Raw genomic sequence first — 15,174 nt, forward strand, 5'->3', positions numbered from 1 at the left:
CTCCTTTATGAAACTGGTTGCGGCGCGGGCACCCGCTCAAGCGCCGCAAGGAAGGCGTTATCGTCGAATTCCGGCGCTGCCGAGGCGCTGGCGATCACAAGTCCGGACGCCGCGACGCCCTCGCGCACGGCCTGCGGCAAGGGCGTTCCGCGCATCAGCGCCGTCAGCGTCGCGCCGGTCAGCGCATCGCCGGCACCGGTCACGTCCACGATCTCCTCGATGCGCGGCGGCGTTATCTGCCACAGCCCTTCGGGGGTGAAAATCATGACCGATCCGCCACCCCCGGTGATCACGCCGGCGCTAAGGCCAAGCGCGCGCAGCGCCTCGATGGCGCGGGGAAGGGCGGCCTCGTCATCGACGCCTGCAAGGCTGCGCGCCTCGCGCACATTCATAAAGAGAACGGCGATCTGCGGAAAACTGGCGGTCAGCCGCCCCGCCTTTGCGGGCGAGACCGCGATGGCGTAGAGCGGCGCGCCGGCCCGGATCTCCGCAAGTCTGACCACCGCATCTTCAGGCATGTTGGCGTCGCACAGGATCGCATCGGCCTGTTCGGCGGCATGCCGCGCCTTCGAGCGGCGCATCTGTTTGGGAAAGGCCGTATCGTAAAGCGCCATGTCCGCGAACCCGGTGATCAGCTCGCCATCATGGTCGAGGATCGCCGTATAGCTGGGCGTCGCGCGGTCGAGAAACGTGGCGGAGAGGTCCTCAAAGCCCGCATCCTCGATGGCGCGCGCCACGGCGCTGCCGGCTGCATCGCCGCCGCGCAGAGACATGAGCGACACCGCGGCGCCACGCCGGCTGGCGATGCGCGCCGCATTGAATATGCCGCCGCCCACTTCTTCGCTCATCCGTCCGGGGTTGGATGTGGCGGGAATGTGCGGCGCATTAAGGCGTCCGCGCCGGTCCGGATGCGCGCCGCCAATGGCCAGCAGGCGAGGGGCTTTATCCGCGTTCATGGCGCTCTCCCGCGAATCGAAATGCACCCCTGCAATCCCCTTCGCCGCCACGGCCTTCCTGAGCGGCAGAGAGGCTGTCCGGCATGGTGTTGCGCGTACAAAAATAGAACAAATCTGGTTTGTTTATGTTTTTCAATATTTTGGTGCCTATTGCAAAAATAGAACAAAAGAGGTACAGATAATCATCGCGGATTTGGCGGAACCGCCTCCATTGACCTCGAAGGGGTGTTGTATCATGGCTCAGAATTCATTGCGGCTTGTAGAGGATAATTCGGTGGACAAAACCAAGGCTCTGGACGCGGCGCTATCGCAGATTGAACGGTCCTTCGGCAAGGGCTCGATCATGCGGCTCGGCGCCAACGATCAGGTGGTCGAGATCGAGACCATCTCCACCGGGTCTCTGGGCCTCGATATTGCTCTGGGCGTGGGCGGTCTGCCGCGCGGCCGTATTATCGAGATTTATGGCCCGGAAAGCTCCGGTAAGACGACACTCGCGCTGCACACGGTGGCCGAGGCGCAGAAGAAGGGCGGCATTTGCGGCTTCATCGACGCCGAGCATGCGCTCGATCCGGTCTATGCCCGCAAACTGGGCGTCGATCTGGAAAACCTTCTCATTTCGCAGCCCGACACGGGCGAGCAGGCGCTTGAGATCTGTGACACGCTGGTGCGCTCCGGCGCGCTCGACGTGATCGTGGTCGATTCGGTCGCCGCGCTGACGCCGCGGGCCGAAATCGAAGGCGAGATGGGCGATTCCCTGCCGGGCATGCAGGCCCGTCTGATGAGCCAGGCGCTCCGGAAGCTCACCGCTTCCATTTCGCGCTCCAAGACCATGGTCATCTTCATCAACCAGATCCGCATGAAGATCGGTGTGATGTTCGGCTCGCCCGAGACGACGACGGGCGGTAACGCGCTGAAATTCTACTCCTCGGTCCGTCTCGACATTCGCCGCATCGGCTCCGTCAAGGACCGTGACGAAGTGGTCGGCAACCAGACCCGCATCAAGGTGGTGAAGAACAAGATGGCCCCGCCCTTCAAGCAGGTCGAGTTCGACATCATGTATGGCGAGGGCGTGTCGAAGACCGGCGAACTGGTCGACCTTGGCGTGAAGGCCGGGATCGTCGAGAAGTCGGGCGCATGGTTCTCCTACAATTCCCAGCGTCTGGGGCAGGGGCGTGAAAACGCCAAGCAGTTCCTGCGCGACAATCCCGAGGCGGCGCAGGAGATCGAGCTGGCGCTGCGCCAGAATGCCGGTCTCATCGCCGAAAAATTCCTTGAGGATGGCGGCCCCGGCGACCAGGATGGCGCTGACGATTGATAATTTGAGTGACGCCGACTGTCGGATGTGACCGTTGGCTGACTGTGAAAGACAAGACACCGCCGCTCGCCGGCGGTGTTTTTTTGTGTAAAGCCCGCATGATGTGCGCTGGCGCACGGGATTTCTGGACACGTCCCGGTGCTGGCGTTAAAAGGCGGACTTCTATTCCCCGCACCCTTGGACGGGCTTCTCGCAAAGGCTGAAACATGAGTGGCGTCAACGACATCCGGTCGACCTTTCTCGACTATTTCAAGAAAAACGGTCATGAGATCGTGGCCTCGGGCCCGCTCGTGCCGCGCAACGATCCGACCCTCATGTTCACCAATGCGGGCATGGTGCCGTTCAAGAACGTGTTCACCGGTCTGGAAACGCGGCCCTATGATCGCGCGGTAACCGCGCAGAAATGCGTGCGCGCCGGCGGCAAGCACAACGATCTCGACAATGTCGGCTACACGGCCCGCCATCACACCTTCTTCGAGATGATGGGCAATTTCTCCTTCGGCGACTATTTCAAGGACCGCGCCATCGAATTGGCCTGGAACCTGGTCACCAAGGAATTCGGCCTCGACGCCAAGCGCCTTCTGGTCACCGTCTACCATACGGATGACGAGGCCGCCGAGTTCTGGAAGAAGATCGCCGGCCTGCCGGATGAGCGCATCATCCGCATCGCCACCAACGACAATTTCTGGGCCATGGGCGATACCGGCCCGTGCGGTCCGTGCTCGGAAATTTTCTACGATCACGGCGAGGACATTCCCGGCGGTCCGCCCGGAAGCCCGGATGAGGATGGCGACCGATTCATCGAGATCTGGAATCTCGTCTTCATGCAGTTCGAGCAGCTGACGCCGGAAGAGCGGGTCAACCTGCCGCGTCCCTCCATCGACACGGGCATGGGGCTTGAGCGCGTCGCAGCCGTTCTGCAGGGCGTGCATGACAATTACGACATCGACCTGTTCCGCGCGCTCATCCACGCTTCCGAAGAGGCCACCGGCGTCAAGGCGCAGGGCGCGCAGCATGCGAGCCACAAGGTCATCGCCGACCATCTGCGCGCCGCAAGCTTCCTCATTGCCGATGGCGTCCTGCCGTCCAATGAAGGGCGCGGCTATGTGCTGCGCCGCATCATGCGCCGCGCCATGCGCCACGCCCAGCTTCTCGGGTCGAAGGAGCCGCTCATGTGGCGTCTCGTGCCGGCGCTGGTGCGCGAGATGGGCCGCGCCTATCCCGAGCTGGTGCGCGGCGAGCCGCTCATCACCGAAACGCTCAAGCTCGAGGAAACCCGTTTCCGCAAGACGCTGGCGCGCGGTCTCACGCTTCTCTCCGACGCCACCAGCGACATGGATGAAGGCGACCGGCTCGATGGCGAGACCGCCTTCAAACTCTATGACACCTATGGCTTCCCGCTCGATCTGACGCAGGATGCGCTGCGCCAGCGCGGCATCCATGTCGATCTCACCGGCTTCAATGACGCGATGGAGCGTCAGAAGGCCGAGGCGCGGGCCAACTGGGCCGGTTCCGGCGAGGCCGCAACCGAGGCCGTCTGGTTCGCGGTCAAGGACAAGACCGGCGGCAGCGACTTCCTCGGCTATGAAACCGAAGAGGCCGAGGGCGTGGTTTCGGCTCTCGTGCGCGATGGCGCGATGGTCGAGCACGCCAGCGATGGCGACGAGGTGATCGTCGTCACCAACCAGACGCCGTTCTACGGTGAGTCCGGTGGTCAGGTGGGCGACACCGGCGTGATCGCGGGAGAGGGCTTCTCCATCGCCATTGGCGACACCCAGAAGAAGGGCGACGGCCTGCTGGTTCACATGGGCCGTGTCGAGGGTGGTCAGGTCAAGGTCGGCGATGTCGTCGCGCTGAAAGTGGATCACGTGCGCCGTCGCCGCGTACGCGCCAACCATTCGGCAACGCATCTCCTGCACGAGGCGCTGCGCGAGGTTCTGGGCTCCCATGTGGCGCAGAAGGGCTCGCTGGTCGCGCCCGAGCGTCTGCGCTTCGACTTCTCGCACCCCAAGCCCATCACCGAGGCCGAGCTTGCCCGCGTCGAAGACATCGCAAACCGCATCGTTCTCCAGAACGCGCCCGTCGAAACGCACCTCATGGCCGTCGATGACGCCATCGAGGCTGGCGCAATGGCGCTGTTCGGCGAAAAATATGGCGACGAGGTTCGCGTCGTCTCCATGGGCACCGCGCAGGATGGCGAGAAGGAAGGCAAGACCTACTCGCTTGAACTGTGTGGCGGCACCCATGTGACGGCGACCGGCGATATCGGTCTGATCCGCATCGTCTCCGAAGGCGCGGTCGCCGCCGGCGTTCGTCGTCTCGAGGCGCTCACGGGCGAAGCTGCCCGCCATTATCTTGGCGAGCAGGAGCAGCAGCTGAAGCGCGCCGCCGGCGCGCTGAAGGTCGCGCCTGCCGATGTGCCCGCCCGTCTGGAAGCCGTGCTTGAAGAGCGCCGCAAGCTGGAGCGCGAGTTGAGCGAAGCCCGCCGCAAACTCGCCCTTGGCGGCGGTGGTTCGGCATCGGATGGCGGCGCGGAGACGGTTGCCGGCGTTGGCTTCATGGGCCGCGTGGTCGATGGCATTTCGCCCAAGGATCTGAAGCCGCTCGCCGATGATGGCAAGGCGTCGCTGGGGTCGGGCGTCACCGTGTTCGTCGGCACGTCGGATGAAGGCAAGGCCAGCGTCGTGGTGGGCGTCACCAAGGATCTGGTCGACCGCTTCAGCGCTGTCGATCTCGTGCGCGTCGCGTCTGCCGCCATTGGCGGCAAGGGCGGCGGCGGTCGTCCCGACATGGCGCAGGCCGGTGGTCCCGATGGCTCGAAGGCCGCCGAAGCCATTGCCGCAGTCAAGGCGGCGATGGAAGGCTGACCGGCCGCCAGCTCTGAAATCACATGAACATCAAGCGCCGCGCGTCCCACCGGATGCGCGGCGTTTTCGCATCCGGCTCAGGCGTTGCGTGTGCCGCTGGCGCTGCGCGCGCGGTGCCTTTTCACCGCCCGCCACATCAGCACGCCCAGGAGCAGCGTCACGGCGGCCGCGCCGATCAGCCAGCCCAGATTGGCCAGAAGTTCGGCAATTCCGGCGATGGAGCGGCTGAAGGCATAGCCGATCGACAGATAACCGATGATCCACACGCTTTCGCCCGCAACATCCCAGAACAGGAACTTGCCCCAGTGATAGCGCGCCAGCCCGCTGGTCAGGTTGATCCATGGCCCAAGCGGGCTCACAAGCCAGCGGCTGAAGAAAACGCCGAACCCGCCCCATCTGGCCGAAAAACGCTCCGCCCGGGCGAAGCTTCCGGTTTCGGACGTTCCGCCTTTGAATACGCGGTCCAGCAGGCTGCGTCCGCCAAAGCGCGCAACTGCATAGCTCAACTGGTCGCCGAGCACTGCGCCCGCAAGCGCCCAGGCGAAAACCTGGGTCGGCGTCAGGTCGCCATCGGCAATCAGCGCGCCCGCTGTCATCAGAAGGATCGAGGTGGGGAGCGGCACGCCAAACTGGCCAGCCGCAAGGATCACGCAGATGCCGGGCAGGCCGTAAAGCGCGAAAAGAGCAAGGATCTCCTCTGTCACTGCGCCGTTTCCCCGCCCTCGGCGCGCAGTGTCTCCACGGCCTGTTCCACCTCGCGGATAAGGGTGTCGGCTGCAACCTCACGCTCCCTCGCGATCTGCGCGATGCTGCGCCGGTCATGGTTCTCCACCGAAAGGTCGAGCAGACCGCGCAGCTCCTGCGGCGGCACCTCCCATGAGCGGGCGACATAGCCGATCGTCATCCACTCCTCGACGGGCACCGAACGATGGCTCGACCAGTAGGCGTAGAAGGCGACGGTGCGCACGGCCAGAAACAGCGTGACGAGCAGGGCGACGCAGAAGGCGATGAAGAGCAGCCTGTTGTGCTGCCACAGGGATTTTATCGCGCCGCGCATTCATCGCCCCAGAGTGTTTGCCGTTGACCTTATCTCGCAGGGATGGGGCATGTTTGTCGAGCGTAAAGAGGCCCGGCGCCTGGCTTTCGATGTCATGCGTTTCCGCGCTTCGCCGGGGCCGCCTTGCCGGCATGGCCGTTCTCTCTGCAGGATTTGCGGAACGTCCCCGGCGAACGCGCTGGACACGGAGATCGACCTCACGGTCAGGTTCCACGCGTTCACATCCGAAAACCCCGGTTGGCGCGAGAGCCGTGACGAGGCTCCGCCCTGCGACGGGCATCCTCCCTCATGACCTGTTGAACCATTTCGGGGGCGTCGGCCCGTCCGCGCGCCTTAATCCATGTCCAAAAAGAAACGGCCGGAACGCGAGGTTCCGGCCGTTCTGATCTTCAAGCTGCGCAGAATGCGCGAAGAGCTGCCTAGCTCATTGCCTTCTGCAGGTTCTCGTCGATCTTGTCGAGGAAGCCGGTGGTCGAGAGCCACGGCTGGTCCGGACCGATCAGCAGCGCCAGATCCTTGGTCATGAAGCCCGATTCGACGGTGTCGATGCAGACCTGCTCAAGCGTCTGTGCAAACTGCGCCAGCTCTGCATTGTCGTCCAGCTTGGCGCGGTGGGCGAGGCCACGCGTCCAGGCAAAGATCGAAGCGATGGAGTTGGTTGAGGTTTCCTCGCCCTTCTGGTGCTGGCGGTAGTGGCGGGTCACCGTGCCGTGTGCGGCTTCGGCTTCAACCGTGTTGCCATCCGGCGTCATCAGAACTGAGGTCATCAGGCCGAGCGAGCCGAAGCCCTGCGCAACCGTGTCGGACTGCACGTCGCCATCGTAGTTCTTACAGGCCCAGACATAACCGCCCGACCACTTGAGAGCGGAAGCGACCATGTCGTCGATCAGGCGATGCTCGTACCAGATCTTGGCTTCCTTGAACTTCGCCTCGAACTCGGCCTCGTAGATCTCCTGGAACAGATCCTTGAAGCGGCCGTCATAGGCCTTGAGGATCGTGTTCTTCGTGGAGAGGTAGCAGGGAACCTTGCGCATCATCGCGTAGTTCATCGAGGCGCGTGCGAAGTCGCGGATCGAATCGTCCAGATTGTACATGGCCATGGCAACGCCGGAGGAGGGGGCGTCGAACACTTCGTGCTCGATCTCCTGGCCGTCGTCACCAACGAACTTGATCGTCAGCTTGCCCTTGCCGGGGAACTTGAAGTCGGTGGCGCGGTACTGGTCGCCGAATGCGTGACGGCCAACGATGATCGGCTGCGTCCAGCCCGGAACCAGGCGCGGCACGTTCTTCATGATGATCGGCTCGCGGAAGATCACGCCACCGAGAATGTTGCGGATCGTGCCGTTCGGCGAACGGTACATGCGCTTCAGGCCGAATTCCTCGACGCGCGCCTCGTCCGGGGTGATCGTCGCGCATTTCACGCCGACGCCGTATTCCTTGATCGCATTGGCTGCATCGACGGTGATCTGATCGTCCGTGGCGTCACGGGATTCGATGCCCAGATCGTAATATTTCAGGTCGATGTCGAGATAGGGATGGATCAGCTTTTCCTTGATGAACTGCCAGATGATCCGGGTCATCTCATCGCCGTCGAGCTCGACGACTGGATTGTCCACCTTGATCTTACCCATGAAAAAGCTCCCAACTATAGAGTGTGAAACGACGCGGCGAAGACCGGCCGCGCAAAGGTCGGCTGCCCTATAGCACTCCTTGCAGAAAGCGCAAAGCGGGGAGGAGTGTTTTACCCCTGGCGCCGCGTAACCACAAGCGTGTCGCCGGCATGATGCGCCACTCTTCCCGCCGCGCGCGTGTCAGAAACGGTCCCTTGCAGCATCCGCGACAAAGTCCATCAGCGCGCGTATGCGCGCCGCGCGCCTTAAGGTGGGATGGGTAAGGAGCCACAGGTCCACATCCAGCGCGGGAACGGCTTCCACACATTCCAGATCGGGATCGTCTGCGGCTGCGTAATCCGGCAGAACGGCGAGCCCGACGCCGTGCTGTGCAGCCGCCAGCATGCCCGGCGTCGCATTCACGCGCGTGCGGCAGTTCTGCGCGTGACTTTCGGCCTTCATCCAGCTTTCCAGCGCCGCATAGCCCATATGGCGCTCCGGCCAGATCCATCCGAGCGTCGATTTCCGCCATGGCCCGTCCAGCAGGCCGCGCCGCACATAAATCGACTGGCGGATCACGCCCAGCCTACGCCCGACAAGGTGGCCGGGCGGTGCTGTCGCCGGTCTGATTGCGATGTCGGCCTCGCGCTCCGTCAGATCGAGCACGCTGTTTGAAAGAACGACATTCAGCTCGATCCCGGGAAACGCGCTGCAGAAACGGGCCAGAAGCGGCGCAAGGCAGAAGCCGTAGAGCGCATCCGTGGTGGTCACGCTCACCGTGCCGGAAGGCCGCAGGTCGCGCCCGATCACCTGCCGCTCCAGCGCATGCACCTCGGTCTCGACCCGGCCGGCCGCTGCAATCGCCTCTTCGCCGGCGGGTGTGGGCGCATAGCCATGGCGCGAGCGCTCAAACAGGGTCACCCCGATGCGACGCTCCATCTCGCCAAGCCTGCGAAACACGGTCGGGTGGCTGACGCCAAGCGCCTTGGCGGCCCCCGTCAGCGTGCCCGCGCGGCCCACCGCCAGCACCAGCCGCAGATCGTCCCATTCCAGCGTGTTGTTCATTTTTGCAAGCTCGACTTCCGGTTTTGCTCAATCGAAGTTCGTCAGAAAACAGCCTAGATCCTGTCGAAACAGAGCACAATGCAGGAGAAAGCCGATGCACGCGCTGATCGTTTTCGCGCATCCCGAGCCCGCATCCTTCAACGGAACGCTCAAGGACGCCGCCATCCGGCGGCTTGAGGCGCTCGGCCACACGGTCGAGGTGTCAGACCTCTATGGAGAGGGGTTCGATCCGGTTGAAGGCGCGCGGCATTATGAGAACCGGCTCGACCAGGACCAGTTTGCCACGCTTGCAGAGCAGCGCCATGCAGGCCGGCAGGGCACGCTTGCCGCCGATGTCAGCCGTGAGATCGCGCGCATTGAGCGGGCCGATCTGGTGATCTTCCAGTTCCCGCTGTGGTGGCACGCCCAGCCGGCCATCCTGAAGGGCTGGTTCGACCGGGTCTTCGTCAACGGCCTGCTCTACAGCGGGTCGAAGCGCTATGACCGGGGCGTCTTTCGCGGCAGGCAGGCGGTGGTTTCGCTCACCACGGGTGCGCCCGAAACGTCCTTTGCCCCCGGCGGGCGCAGCGGCGATATCGAGCTGCTTTTGTGGCCGATCCACTATTCGCTCAACTATATGGGCTTCGCCGTTCTGCCGCCCTTTCTCAGCTTTGGCGTTGCCGGCCATGGCTACCGTTATGACAGCGATGAAGAGAAGACGCGGCGGCTCGATGCCCGTCGCCGTTCCTGGGAAGCGCGGCTGGCAACGATTGCCGATGAAACACCGCTGCCCTTTTCCGGCTGGAACGACTGGGATGAGACCGGTCTCCCGCTCCGCGCCGATGGGGCGGACGAAGCACTGCGCTTTCGCTCGCGCAAGGGCGCGCGGTAGCGCACAGCCATCAGACTTTGGTCCAGAATGGCGCATTCTGGCGTGAAATCGGGTTTGGTTTGAGGCAAAATTCGCCAAAACCGGCCATTCCGGCGCAAAAGAGGGGGATCTGTCGTGAAAGCCGTAACCGACGCCACGCCCCTTATCGCGGCCAATGCTGTGGCGTTCGACACCGAGACCACCGGCCTTGATGTCAAGGAAGCGCGCATTCTGCAGCTTGGCGGCATGGCGCTGGTGGAAGGGCGGTTGCGCGCTGACGATGCGTTCGAAACGCTGGTCGATCCGGGCGTTCCGATCCCGCCGCGCTCCACCGCCATTCACGGCATCACCGGTCAGATGCTGCGCACTGCGCCGGATTTCACCGATGCCTGGCAGCGTTTCGAGGAATATCGCGGCGGCCGGCTTCTGGTCGGCTATGCGCTGGGCTTTGATCTGGCGGTTCTGGAGCGTGAGGCGCATCGCGCCGGCCTTTTATGGCAGGCCCCGCGAACGCTTTGCGTGCGCATGCTGGCCGGCATCGTCAATCCCGAACTGCCGGACGCCTCGCTCGACGCCATTGCCGCCTGGCTCGAGGTGGAGACTTCGGGCCGCCATTCGGCGCTTGCCGATGCGCGCATTGCCGGGGAGGTCTTCACAGCACTCGCCCCGCATCTTGCCGGGCGCGGCATCCGCACCGTGGCAGAGGCGGAGCGCGCGTCGAGCCTGCGCTCACAGGCGCTGCGCCAGCAGGCCGAGGCGGGCTGGAGCGAACCGTTTCTGCGCCGCAATGGCGCGTCCCGTCACGCGCTTGAGGCCATCGACCCTTACGCGTTCAGCCATCGCGTGGCCGAGGCGGCCAGCGCCGAGCCGGTGATCGCGCGCGACGACATTTCGGTACAGGAAGCCGCGTGCATCATGGCCGAGCGCCGCATCAGCTCGCTGCTTCTCTCATCCGATGGCGCACCGGGCGGCCCGGCCGAGCGATACGCCATCGTGACGGAGCGCGATGTTCTGCGCGCGGTGGCTTCGTCCGGCGGCACGGCGCTTGCCGGCCCGGTCTCGGGCATTGCCGCTGGTCCGCTGATCGCCATTGAGGGCAGCGCTTTCTTCTACCGGGCGCTCGGGCTTATGAACCGCAGAAAGATCCGCCATCTGGGCGTCAGCGATACCGATGGCCGGCTGGCGGGCGTCATCTCCGCGCGCGACTTTCTGAAATTTCGCGCCGGTGCTGCGGTCGATCTTCAGGCGCGCATCGAAAACGCCGACACACCGGCTGATCTTGCGGGCGCGTGGTCGCGTGTCGCCGTGGTGGCGTCGGCGCTGCTTGACGAGGAGATCGACACACGCAGCATCACGGAAATCATCTCCGGCGTCCTGTGCGCGATGACTGCGCGGGCCTGCGAGATGGCGCTTCACGACATGGAGGCGGCGGGCGAGGGCAAGCCGCCCTGCGCCTTCGCGGTCATGGTTCTGGGCTCTGGCGGGCGCGGCGAAAGTCTGCTGGCGCCCGATCAGGACAATGCGCTGATCTTCGCCGAAGGCGAACCGGATGGCCCGCAGGACCGCTGGTTTGCGGAACTGGGAGCCCGTTTCGCCGACCATCTTCACGCCGCCGCAATCCCCCTTTGCAAGGGCGGGGTCATGGCGCGCAATGCGGTGTGGCGCGGCTCGGCGGAAACCTGGCGGCAGCGCGTGGATGAATGGGTGACGAAGGCGCGCCCGCAGGATCTTCTGAACGTCGATATCTTTTACGACCTGCGCGCCGTCCATGGCGATGAACGCCTCGTAAGCGCGCTCAGCGCCCATGCATGGAAACGCGGATCGGAGCAGATCGAGTTTGCCAAGCTTCTGGGCGAGAGCGTGCGCGACATGAACAACCCTTTCACCCTGTTCGGTGGGTTCAGGCTGGAGGAGGGGCGGGTCGATCTCAAAATGCATGGTCTCTTTCCCATTGCGGCGATGGCGCGCGCGCTGGCGATCCGGCACCACTTGCCGCGCGCCTCCACCCGTGCGCGGCTTGAGGCGCTGGCCGAACATCCGGGCATGCCGCGCAACGATCTTCTGGCGCTGCGTGATGCGCACCGCTTTTTCCTCACACTCGTTCTGGAGCAGCAGGTGGACGACATCGCGCTCGGCATTCCTCTTTCCAACAATGTCGCGCCCGAGCGTCTCACCGCGCGTCAGCAGAAGACGCTGAAAGATGCACTGAAGAGCGTGGCCATCATTCCGCAGCTCGTGCGCAACGCCATGTTCGTGAATGGATGAACTGCGCGCTTTACCGCAGCGCGTGAAGCGGGTAACAGCACCGCATTATGGCAGGAACAGACAAACAGCAGGACATGCTCGCGGAAGGCCCGGCGATCATTCTGGTGGAGCCGCAACTGGGCGAGAACATCGGCATGGTGGCGCGCGCCATGGCCAATTTTGGTCTGGCGGAGCTGCGGCTCGTCGCCCCGCGCGATGGCTGGCCGAATGAAAAGGCGCGCGCCTCGGCAAGCCGCGCAGACCACGTCATCGATGCGGCGACCGTCTACGAGACGCCGGCCGAAGCGGTGGCCGATCTCAATTTCGTCCTGGCGACGACGGCCCGTCCGCGTGACAATTTCAAGCCCGTGCGCGGGCCGGTCGAAGCGGCAAGCGATCTGCGCAGCCGTTTTGCCGGCGGCCAGAAGACCGGCATCATGTTCGGGCGCGAGCGCTGGGGCCTCACCAATGAGGAAGTGGCGCTCGCCGACGAGATCGTCACGTTCCCGGTCAATCCGGCCTTCGCCTCGCTCAACATCGCGCAGGCCGTGCTTCTCATGTCCTATGAGTGGATCAAGACCGGCGATCAGGCCGTGACGCCGCCGGAGCAGGCGCTTGCGCCCGCCCAGAAGCTGCATATCGAGAGCCTGATGGGCTATCTCGACAATGTGCTCGACGAGCGCGGTTATTTCCGCACGGAAGACAAGAAGCCCAAGATGATGGAGAACCTGCGCGCCCTGTTCACGCGGCCGGGTTTCACCGTCGAGGAGCTTGCCGTTCTGCGCGGCGTGTTGACGTCGCTTGAGAAATTTTCGCCCAGGAATCCGCGCGGTTCTGGCGCGCCTGAGCGTTGACCGCAAAGTGGTGGCGATAGAGTGGCAGCGATAGAGATGGATCGGAGATGAAGATGGAAACGCGGCCGATCCTGTTCTTCGATTCGGGCATTGGCGGCCTTTCGGTCGTCAAGGAAGCGCGCATTCTTCTGCCGGGGCGGCCTTACGTCTATGTGGCGGACGATGCCGCCTTTCCCTATGGCGCGTGGGAAGAGGAGGCGCTTTTGGAGCGCATGGTCGGCCTCTTTGCCGATCTCCTCGACACCTACAGGCCGGTCATGTCGGTCATCGCCTGCAATACGGCATCCACGCTCGCCATTCATCGTCTGCGCGAGGCGTTTCCAAACGAGGTCTTTGTCGGCACGGTTCCGGCCATCAAACCGGCTGCGGAGCGCACCCGCTCAGGCCTCGTTTCCGTTCTTGCCACGCCGGGCACGGTGAAGCGGCAATACACCCGCGACCTCATCCGCGATTATGCTGCGAAATGCCATGTGCGGCTCGTGGGCAGCGAAAATCTCGCAGCCCTTGCCGAGCAATATATGCGCGAAGGCTTCGTCGATGAGGCTGCCGTCGAGGCCGAAATCGCGCCCTGTTTCGTCGATCAGGATGGCGGGCGCACCGATATCGTGGTTCTGGCCTGCACGCATTATCCCTTCCTGGTCAACCGCATGCGCAAGACCGCGCCATGGCCGGTCGACTGGATCGACACATCCGAGGCGATTGCCCGCCGCGCGCTGGCGCTGTCGGCAAATCTGCCCGCGCCATCATCCGCTGCCCATGGCGGCGGCGATGGAAATGGCAATGGCGCGGACATCGCCCATTTCACCTCCGGCGCACCCGCAGAAGGCTATCGCCGGCTGCTGTCCGGATTCGGCTTCAGGATGCGCTGAGCATCCGCGCTTTCTTCAGGGGCTGGAACTTGATCGAAGCAATCCAAAACCTGCTTTGAGAAGACCCCGGAGTTGTGACCGGGGTCTTCTTTGCTCAACTAGAACAAATCGAGTTGCGTCGGCTCAATACCAGGGTACTTCGTTCCTGTGTTGATTTCGCTGACGCGACCCTGGTTGATGTGGAAATGAGCCGCGATATCATGCTGCGCCATACCCAGGCTCAGTAGGTACTTAATCTTTGCCGCCATAGCCGGAGTTACGTCCGGGGAACGACGGCGGCGCGGAAGTGGGGGAGGAGTGTCCTCGTTCATGTGTGCTTTTCCTTGTGGTGCGCACACGATCCGAGTTGAAAGGCCCGTCTAATTGCTGTAAGGACACCTTGCAATGGGAGGCTTAACAGCTTTCGATTCGACCTTGCCTGACTCGGATCGCATCGACTTCAGGCTAGTCGCTTAAAGGCGGGTTTAGCATTGGTAGTGCGGCCCGCCCTTTTGGTGAACGAATCACCAACATTACTTTTACCAAGACCCAAGTGTGAATCCGAGTCGTTTTGTCGCAATTGACGAAGGCGCATGGGGAAAACTGCATTTTTGCTTTTTTTGAATGCGACCCGGTCCAGCCAACGCGTTTCGGTTGACATTCGGGGCGCTCTGGCATAATCACCCGCTCAAGCGCGATGGCTTCTGGCTGCCGCGCTTTTTAACGTGTCCCGTGGACAAGCCGCATTAGCGTGCGTGGCATGTCCTGTCAGGTCTCGAAAACGGAGGCCAGAGGAGGGCGCGTTTCCTTCGTCCGGAGCTTCGGCTTCGGTGTTTTTGATATGAAAGGGAATGCGATGAGCAAGCGCCATTCTGCAAAGTACAAGCTTGATCGCCGTCTTGGCGAAAACATCTGGGGCCGTCCGAAGTCCCCGGTCAACCGTCGTGAATATGGCCCCGGCCAGCACGGTCAGCGCCGCAAGGGCAAGCTCTCGGACTTCGGTCTGCAGCTTCGCGCCAAGCAGAAGCTGAAAGGTCACTACGGCGACATCTCGGAAAAGCAGTTCCGCAAGACCTACGACGAGGCGAACCGTCGCAAGGGCGACACCAACGAGAACCTGATCGGTCTCCTGGAGTCCCGTCTCGACGCCGTGGTCTACCGCGCCAAATTCGTTCCGACGATCTTCGCTGCGCGCCAGTTCGTGAACCATGGTCACATCCTGGTCAACGGCCGCCGCGTCAACATCCCGTCCTACCGCTGTAAGGCTGGCGACGTGATCGAGGTCAAGGAAAAGTCGAAGCAGCTCGCCATCGTCATGGAAGCAACGCAGCTCGCAGAGCGCGATGTTCCGGACTATGTCGAAGTCGACCACAACAAGATGGTTGCCACCTATCTGCGCGTTCCGGCCATCTCCGATGTGCCGTATGCCGTGCATATGGAGCCGAACCTGGTTGTCGAGTATTACTCGCGCTGATACCTTTCGGCAGGTAATTTTTGGGGGGCGTCCT

Annotated in this window: 13 protein-coding genes; 7 read left to right on the top strand and 6 right to left on the bottom strand. The window is 63.3% G+C overall.

Annotated features, from left to right (window positions below):
• Positions 1–5: 5 nt before the first annotated feature.
• Positions 6–956, bottom strand: a complete 951-nt coding sequence (locus NDI72_RS10235) for a carbohydrate kinase family protein (protein ID WP_283800418.1) — start codon at positions 954–956, stop codon at positions 6–8.
• 235 nt (positions 957–1,191) lie between these two features.
• Here NDI72_RS10235 and recA point away from each other — a divergent pair, with 235 nt between their 5' ends.
• Together recA and alaS are read left to right on the top strand one after the other, a co-directional pair.
• Positions 1,192–2,271: a recombinase RecA gene (gene recA / locus NDI72_RS10240; RefSeq protein WP_113154997.1), complete on the top strand. Its 1,080-nt coding sequence runs from the start codon at positions 1,192–1,194 to the stop codon at positions 2,269–2,271.
• Between the two features lie 206 nt (positions 2,272–2,477).
• Positions 2,478–5,138 (top strand): alanine--tRNA ligase, encoded by a 2,661-nt coding sequence (alaS, locus tag NDI72_RS10245; protein WP_283800419.1) that lies wholly within the window; start codon positions 2,478–2,480, stop codon positions 5,136–5,138.
• A 77-nt stretch (positions 5,139–5,215) separates the two neighbouring features.
• Here the strand turns inward: alaS and NDI72_RS10250 are convergent, their stop codons facing one another.
• The 4 genes from NDI72_RS10250 to NDI72_RS10265 all read right to left on the bottom strand — a co-directional run bounded on the left by NDI72_RS10250 (position 5,216) and on the right by NDI72_RS10265 (position 8,870).
• Positions 5,216–5,842: a DedA family protein gene (locus tag NDI72_RS10250; protein WP_113154999.1), complete on the bottom strand. Its 627-nt coding sequence runs from the start codon at positions 5,840–5,842 to the stop codon at positions 5,216–5,218.
• Positions 5,839–6,195 carry a hypothetical protein gene (locus NDI72_RS10255; protein WP_283800420.1) on the bottom strand — a complete coding sequence of 119 codons (357 nt, stop codon included), beginning with the start codon at positions 6,193–6,195 and terminating at the stop codon, positions 5,839–5,841. The genes NDI72_RS10250 and NDI72_RS10255 overlap by 4 nt, the downstream gene beginning before the upstream one ends.
• Positions 6,196–6,614: 419 nt before the next feature.
• On the bottom strand, positions 6,615–7,826 hold the full coding sequence (locus NDI72_RS10260; protein ID WP_283800421.1) for an NADP-dependent isocitrate dehydrogenase: 1,212 nt from the start codon (positions 7,824–7,826) through the stop codon (positions 6,615–6,617).
• A 180-nt stretch (positions 7,827–8,006) separates the two neighbouring features.
• Positions 8,007–8,870, bottom strand: a complete 864-nt coding sequence (locus tag NDI72_RS10265; protein ID WP_283800422.1) for a LysR family transcriptional regulator — start codon at positions 8,868–8,870, stop codon at positions 8,007–8,009.
• Between the two features lie 94 nt (positions 8,871–8,964).
• Here NDI72_RS10265 and NDI72_RS10270 point away from each other — a divergent pair, with 94 nt between their 5' ends.
• From NDI72_RS10270 to murI, 4 genes are all read left to right on the top strand, one after another.
• On the top strand, positions 8,965–9,741 hold the full coding sequence (locus NDI72_RS10270; protein WP_283800423.1) for an NAD(P)H-dependent oxidoreductase: 777 nt from the start codon (positions 8,965–8,967) through the stop codon (positions 9,739–9,741).
• Positions 9,742–9,855: 114 nt separating this feature from the next.
• The gene (locus NDI72_RS10275) at positions 9,856–11,985 is read left to right on the top strand and encodes a DUF294 nucleotidyltransferase-like domain-containing protein (RefSeq protein WP_283800424.1); all 2,130 of its coding nucleotides are present in this window, start codon (positions 9,856–9,858) and stop codon (positions 11,983–11,985) included.
• A gap of 47 nt (positions 11,986–12,032) precedes the next feature.
• Positions 12,033–12,818, top strand: a complete 786-nt coding sequence (locus NDI72_RS10280; RefSeq protein WP_206545462.1) for an RNA methyltransferase — start codon at positions 12,033–12,035, stop codon at positions 12,816–12,818.
• 53 nt (positions 12,819–12,871) lie between these two features.
• Complete coding sequence (gene murI / locus NDI72_RS10285; RefSeq protein WP_206993493.1) at positions 12,872–13,687, top strand: glutamate racemase; 816 nt, start codon at positions 12,872–12,874, stop codon at positions 13,685–13,687.
• Between the two features lie 98 nt (positions 13,688–13,785).
• On the opposite strand, the gene NDI72_RS10290 is transcribed toward murI, so the two are convergent.
• Complete coding sequence (locus tag NDI72_RS10290) at positions 13,786–13,998, bottom strand: hypothetical protein (protein WP_283800425.1); 213 nt, start codon at positions 13,996–13,998, stop codon at positions 13,786–13,788.
• Positions 13,999–14,522: 524 nt separating this feature from the next.
• Here NDI72_RS10290 and rpsD point away from each other — a divergent pair.
• Positions 14,523–15,140: a 30S ribosomal protein S4 gene (gene rpsD, locus NDI72_RS10295; RefSeq protein WP_113155007.1), complete on the top strand. Its 618-nt coding sequence runs from the start codon at positions 14,523–14,525 to the stop codon at positions 15,138–15,140.
• Positions 15,141–15,174: the final 34 nt, after the last annotated feature.

Origin of the sequence: Nitratireductor sp. GZWM139, from assembly GCF_030068685.1 — a bacterium.
GTDB lineage: Bacteria > Pseudomonadota > Alphaproteobacteria > Rhizobiales > Rhizobiaceae > Nitratireductor > Nitratireductor aquimarinus.

Bases quoted from the DNA above. Each gene is read 5' to 3' on its own strand.
- NDI72_RS10235 (WP_283800418.1), bottom strand. From the start codon at position 956: ATGAACGCGGATAAAGCCCCTCGCCTGCTGGCCATTGGCGGCGCGCAT.
- recA (WP_113154997.1), top strand. From the start codon at position 1,192: ATGGCTCAGAATTCATTGCGGCTTGTAGAGGATAATTCGGTGGACAAA.
- alaS (WP_283800419.1), top strand. From the start codon at position 2,478: ATGAGTGGCGTCAACGACATCCGGTCGACCTTTCTCGACTATTTCAAG.
- NDI72_RS10255 (WP_283800420.1), bottom strand. From the start codon at position 6,195: ATGCGCGGCGCGATAAAATCCCTGTGGCAGCACAACAGGCTGCTCTTC.
- NDI72_RS10260 (WP_283800421.1), bottom strand. From the start codon at position 7,826: ATGGGTAAGATCAAGGTGGACAATCCAGTCGTCGAGCTCGACGGCGAT.
- NDI72_RS10265 (WP_283800422.1), bottom strand. From the start codon at position 8,870: ATGAACAACACGCTGGAATGGGACGATCTGCGGCTGGTGCTGGCGGTG.
- NDI72_RS10270 (WP_283800423.1), top strand. From the start codon at position 8,965: ATGCACGCGCTGATCGTTTTCGCGCATCCCGAGCCCGCATCCTTCAAC.
- NDI72_RS10280 (WP_206545462.1), top strand. From the start codon at position 12,033: ATGGCAGGAACAGACAAACAGCAGGACATGCTCGCGGAAGGCCCGGCG.
- murI (WP_206993493.1), top strand. From the start codon at position 12,872: ATGGAAACGCGGCCGATCCTGTTCTTCGATTCGGGCATTGGCGGCCTT.
- NDI72_RS10290 (WP_283800425.1), bottom strand. From the start codon at position 13,998: ATGAACGAGGACACTCCTCCCCCACTTCCGCGCCGCCGTCGTTCCCCG.
- rpsD (WP_113155007.1), top strand. From the start codon at position 14,523: ATGAGCAAGCGCCATTCTGCAAAGTACAAGCTTGATCGCCGTCTTGGC.